The organism is Pseudonocardia nigra (assembly GCF_019396355.1).
In the GTDB taxonomy this organism is placed as follows: Bacteria; Actinomycetota; Actinomycetes; order Mycobacteriales; family Pseudonocardiaceae; genus Pseudonocardia; species Pseudonocardia nigra.
The window spans coordinates 1-4,851 of the sequence record NZ_JAHKRK010000352.1 but is presented as its reverse complement, the minus strand read 5'-3'; the positions used below and the strand labels follow the sequence as shown (position 1 = coordinate 4,851).

The 4,851-nt window shown below is 69.2% G+C and carries 4 protein-coding genes; all 4 read left to right on the top strand.

The features are described 5' to 3' along the window. Positions 1-205 precede the first annotated feature (205 nt). The 4 genes from KME75_RS40005 to KME75_RS39990 all read left to right on the top strand — a co-directional run bounded on the left by KME75_RS40005 (position 206) and on the right by KME75_RS39990 (position 4,729). Complete coding sequence (locus KME75_RS40005; protein WP_219420207.1) at positions 206-1,237, top strand: tripartite tricarboxylate transporter substrate binding protein; 1,032 nt, start codon at positions 206-208, stop codon at positions 1,235-1,237. Then, on the top strand, positions 1,234-1,734 hold the full coding sequence (locus KME75_RS40000; RefSeq protein ID WP_219420206.1) for a tripartite tricarboxylate transporter TctB family protein: 501 nt from the start codon (positions 1,234-1,236) through the stop codon (positions 1,732-1,734). The genes KME75_RS40005 and KME75_RS40000 overlap by 4 nt, the downstream gene beginning before the upstream one ends. A 7-nt stretch (positions 1,735-1,741) precedes the next feature. Continuing rightward, complete coding sequence (locus KME75_RS39995) at positions 1,742-3,250, top strand: tripartite tricarboxylate transporter permease (RefSeq protein ID WP_219420205.1); 1,509 nt, start codon at positions 1,742-1,744, stop codon at positions 3,248-3,250. Between the two features lie 75 nt (positions 3,251-3,325). Beyond that, complete coding sequence (locus KME75_RS39990) at positions 3,326-4,729, top strand: Nramp family divalent metal transporter (protein WP_219420204.1); 1,404 nt, start codon at positions 3,326-3,328, stop codon at positions 4,727-4,729. Positions 4,730-4,851 lie beyond the last annotated feature (122 nt).

Sequence of the window (4,851 nt, the reverse complement as noted above, 5' to 3'; positions counted from 1 at the left end):
GCCACCGCGCGGTCGCCACCCGCTACGACAAGCGCGACTACATGTTCCGCGGAACCATCGACGTCGCCTCGATCAGGATCTGGCTCCGCGACCCCGTCCCATGATCCAAGGGACACGCTCTAGTCGCAGGAGGCGATTGACCCGATTCGGGCGGAGCGCACATCATCGGGTACTGCTGATCGCAACGTGACTGGAGCGTTCAACGATGTCGCTGCCCCGTCGCACCTGGCTGGCTCTCCTCTCCGCAACGCTCGCCGTGGTGGCGACGGCCTGCGGCGGAGGTGGGAGCTCCGGCACGCAGGCGGGTGGCGACGCCGCCGCGGCGGGCTGCGACACCGCGCCGAACTACCCGCGGGGCCCCGTCGAGCTGATCGTCCCGTGGGCTGCGGGTGGTGGCACCGACAGCGTCGCCCGGTTCCTCGGCACGCAGCTTGCCGAGCGGCTCGACGCCCAGGTCAACGTCGTGAACCGCACGGGCGGCGGCGGCGTGGTGGGGCACAGCGCGATCGCCACCGCCCGGCCGGACGGCTCGACGATCGGGCTCGCGACCGTCGAGATCACGATGATGCACTGGCTCGGGCTCACCGACCTCACGCACGAGGCGTCGACGCCGATCGCGCTGGTCAACTCCGACCCCGCAGGCGTGACCGTGCGGGCCGACGCGCCGTGGGCCGACGTCCAGGCGCTGCTCGCCGAGGCGCAGGCGAACCCGGGGAGTCTGACCGCGTCCGGGACCGGGCGCGGCGGCATCTGGGACCTGGCACGGGCCGGGATGCTCCTCGAGGCAGGCCTGGACCCGAACGCCATCCGCTGGGTGCCCAGCGAGGGCGCGGCACCCGCGCTACAGGAACTCGTGGCGGGCGGCATCGACATCTCCACCGCCAGCCTGGTGGAGAACCAGACGATGATCGAGGCCGGGCGGGCCAAGGCCCTCGCCGTGATGAGTGAGGAGCGGCTCCCGGACTTCCCGGACGTGCCGACGCTCGCCGAGCAGGGCATCGACTTCACCATGGCCGCGTGGCGCGGCATCGCGGGGCCCGACGGGCTGCCGGAGGAGATCGTGAACGAGCTGAGCTGTCACCTCGACGAGATCGTCCACGGCGCGGCGTACGAGGAGTTCATGTCGACGACCGGCTTCGGCATCGAGTGGATGGGCCCGGCCGACTTCGCGACGTTCATGGCCGAGCAGGACGCCCAGAAGGGCGAGATCATGAAGGCCGCCGGGCTGGCGGCATGAGGGACTCCGAGCCGACCGCGGCCCGGACGGCCGACGACGCGTGGTGGCGGCAGGACCTGCTCGGCGGCGCACTCGCCGCGGCGCTCGGTGCCGCCGTCCTGCTGTACGTCCAGGGCTTCCCCGAACTGCCGGACGGCCAGCCGGGGCCAGCCCTGTTCCCGGGGATCATCGGTGCGCTGCTCGTGGTCTTCGGCCTGACCCTGGTCGTCCGGGCCCTGCGGGCGCGCCGGGCCGCGGCACCGGAGGACGCGGCCGCCACGGGCACCGGGGCGCGACTGCGTGCGCTCGCCGTGCTGGGGCTCGTCGTCGCCTACCTGCTGCTGGCGGAGACGCTGGGTTTCGTCCTCACCATGGGGCCGCTGCTGTTCCTGCTGATGTGGCTGCTCGGCGCTCGGGTGTGGGTCGCCGCCGCAGCCACCGCCGTCACGACCGGGGTCATCGTGCTGATCTTCCGGGAGATCCTCTTCGTGCCGCTGCCCACCGGGTTGCTGGGGTAGGGCGGCGATGGGCCAGGACCTCGTCGCCGCGTTCGGCATGCTGGCCGACGGCACGCTGCTGATCGCCGTACTGGCCGCGGCCGTGTACGGCCTGTTCATCGGGGCCATCCCCGGGCTGACCGCCACGCTGGCGACCGCCCTGCTCGTGCCGTTCGCGTTCTTCCTCGACCCGCTCCCCGCGATCGCGGCGATCATCACGATGTCGGCGATGGCGATCTTCGCGGGCGACCTGCCGTCGGCACTCGTGCGGATGCCGGGCACACCGGCGAGCGCGGCCTACACGGAGGACGCCTACCGGCTCACGCAGGCCGGCCACGGCAGTCTCGTGCTGGGTGTGGCGCTGGTCGGATCGGCCATCGGCGGGATCGTCGGCGCCGTCGTGCTGATGGCGGCGGCGCCGGCGCTGGCCGAGTTCGCCCTGCGCTTCACCTCCTACGAGTACTTCTGGGTGGCGGTGCTCGGCCTCGCCGCCTCGGTGATCATCTCCCGCGGTTCCCAGGTCAAGGGCGCGGTCTCGCTGCTCGTGGGCCTGCTGCTGTCGACCGTCGGCATCGACATCGCCCTCGGCTACGCGCGCTTCACGTTCGGGAGCACCGACCTCCTGCAGGGCATCAGCTTCATCCCGGCGATGATCGGGTTGTTCGGCCTGTCCGAGGTGCTGCGCAACGTGCTGCACCCGACGGGCCGGGTGCGGCCCGTACGGCTCGAGACCCGCGGGATGTTCCGCGACACCTTCCGCACTCTCTGGCGCTACAAGAAGGGCGTCGTCAGCGGCAACGCCATCGGCGGCGGCATCGGGGCGCTGCCCGGGGCAGGCGGTGACATCGCGGCCTGGGTGTCGTACGCGGCCACGAAGAACGCCTCCCGCGAGGGCGACCGGTTCGGCAAGGGCGAGGGCCACATCGAGCCGATCGTGGCGGCGGGCTCGGCCAACAATGCCGCGCTCGCGTCCGCCTACGTGCCGTCGCTCGCGTTCGGGATCCCCGGCGACACGATCACGGCGATCCTCATCGGGGTGCTGCTGGTCAAGGGCGTCCAGCCGGGGCCGATGCTGTTCACCGAGCAGGCGCCGCTGCTCTTCGCGATCTACCTGATCTTCATCCTGGCGAACCTGCTCCTGCTGCCGCTCGGCTACCTGGCGATCCGGGGCAGCGGTTTGCTGCTGCGCGTCCCCGCCGCCGTGCTGATGCCGGTGATCGTGGCCTTCTGCGTCGTCGGGTCGTTCGCGATCAACAACGGGTACCTCGAGATCCTCGTGATGCTGCTGCTCGGGGTGCTCGGCTACGCCATGGAACGGACCGGGTTCCCGTTGGCCCCGGTGGTGCTCGGGCTCGTGCTCGGGCCGATCGTCGAGATCAACTTCATGCAGAGTGTGATCAAGACCAACTGGGACCTCACGCAGTTCTTCACCCGGCCGATCAGCGCCGTGTTGCTGGTGGTCACCGTGCTCGTGTTGATCTACCCGCTGCTGCGGTCTGGACAACGGAGACTGAATCGTAAGTCGTCGGACCATTGACGCCTCCCGGGTGGGCAGCGATGATGCCGCTCACACATCAGATGAGTTGCCGACCGGCGAGAGGGAGGCCGACGCATGTCCTCCACAATCGGATCAGACAAGACCGACCCCTACACACTCACAGCTGACGGGATCAAGGAACCGCCCGTCGGTTGGAAGGCGAGCTTCCGGTATCTCGGGCCGGGCCTGATCCTCAGCGCGTCGATCGTGGGATCGGGTGAGCTCATCGCCACCACCACGCTCGGCGCCCAGGCCGGGTTCGTGCTGCTGTGGCTGGTCATCTTCAGCACGTTCGTGAAGGTGGCCGTCCAGGTCGAGCTCGCCCGCTGGACCATCGCCACCGGGCAACCCGCCCTCACCGGCTACAACAGGGTGCCGCCCAAGATAGGTCGGCTGGGCTGGGTGAACGTGCTGTGGATGCTGCTGGCGCTGACCAAGCTGTTGCAGCTCGGCGGCATCATCGGTGGCGTCGCCGTGGCCTGCAGCATCCTGCTGCCGATCGGTGGCGATCCGCTGGGCTTCACGTCGCTGCTGATCTGGACGTCGTTCATCGCCGTCGCCAGCATCGCGATGCTCTACTCGAACAAGTACTCCCTCATCGAGCGCGGTGCTGTCTTCCTCGTGGTGGTCTTCTCCTTCGTCACCGTGTTGATCGCGCTCGGCCTGCCGCTGACGCCCTTCGCGTACGACGGCGGTGACCTCGCCAGCGGTCTGACGTTCTTGATCCCCGCAGGCGCGGTAGGCGCCGCGATGGCGATGTTCGGCATCACCGGCGTCGGCGCCGACGAGATCACCTTCTACACGTACTGGTGCGTGGAGAAGGGCTACGCGCGCTGGGCAGGCCCCAACGACGGCAGCGACGAGTGGGCGCGCCGGGCCAACGGGTGGATCAAGGTGATGTACAAGGACGCCCTGGTGTCCTGGATCATCTACACCTTCGGCACGCTGGCCTTCTACCTCATGGGCGCGGCGGTGCTGAACCCCCAGGGCCTCGTGCCCGAGGGCAACGGCATGATCACGACGCTGTCACGCATCTACACCGACACCCTCGGGACGTGGGCCAGCGTCATCTTCCTGATCGGCGCCATCGCCGTCCTCGGCTCGACGATGTGGGCGGCGATCCCCAGCTGGTCGCGGATGTACGTGAACCTGCTGGCGACGATGGGCGTGCTCGACTGGCAGGACCCCGTGGCGCGGCTGCGGTGGATCCGCATCTTCACCGTCGCGCTGCCGATCGTCTGGGCGGTGGCCTACCTGGCGATCCAGTCACCGGTCATCATGGTGCAGATCGGCGGGGTGATGACCGGCGTCTTCCTCGTCGCCGTGGTCATCGCGGTCTGGTACCTGCGGAAGACCGAGATCGACCCGAGGCTCTACGGCGGGCGCACCTTCAACGTCCTGCTCGTCGTGAGCAGCATCGCGATCGGACTGCTCGGGATCTATACCCTGCTGAACGTCTTCGGGCTCCAGATTGGCTAGTGCGTTGACCATGAACGTTCACCGGGTTGGCGACACGCCGGTCAGCGTCCCCGAATTGGAGTCCTGTTGATCTCACTCTCGATCTCGACGTCAGGTCGGGGATCGAGGTGGGGGTCGGATGG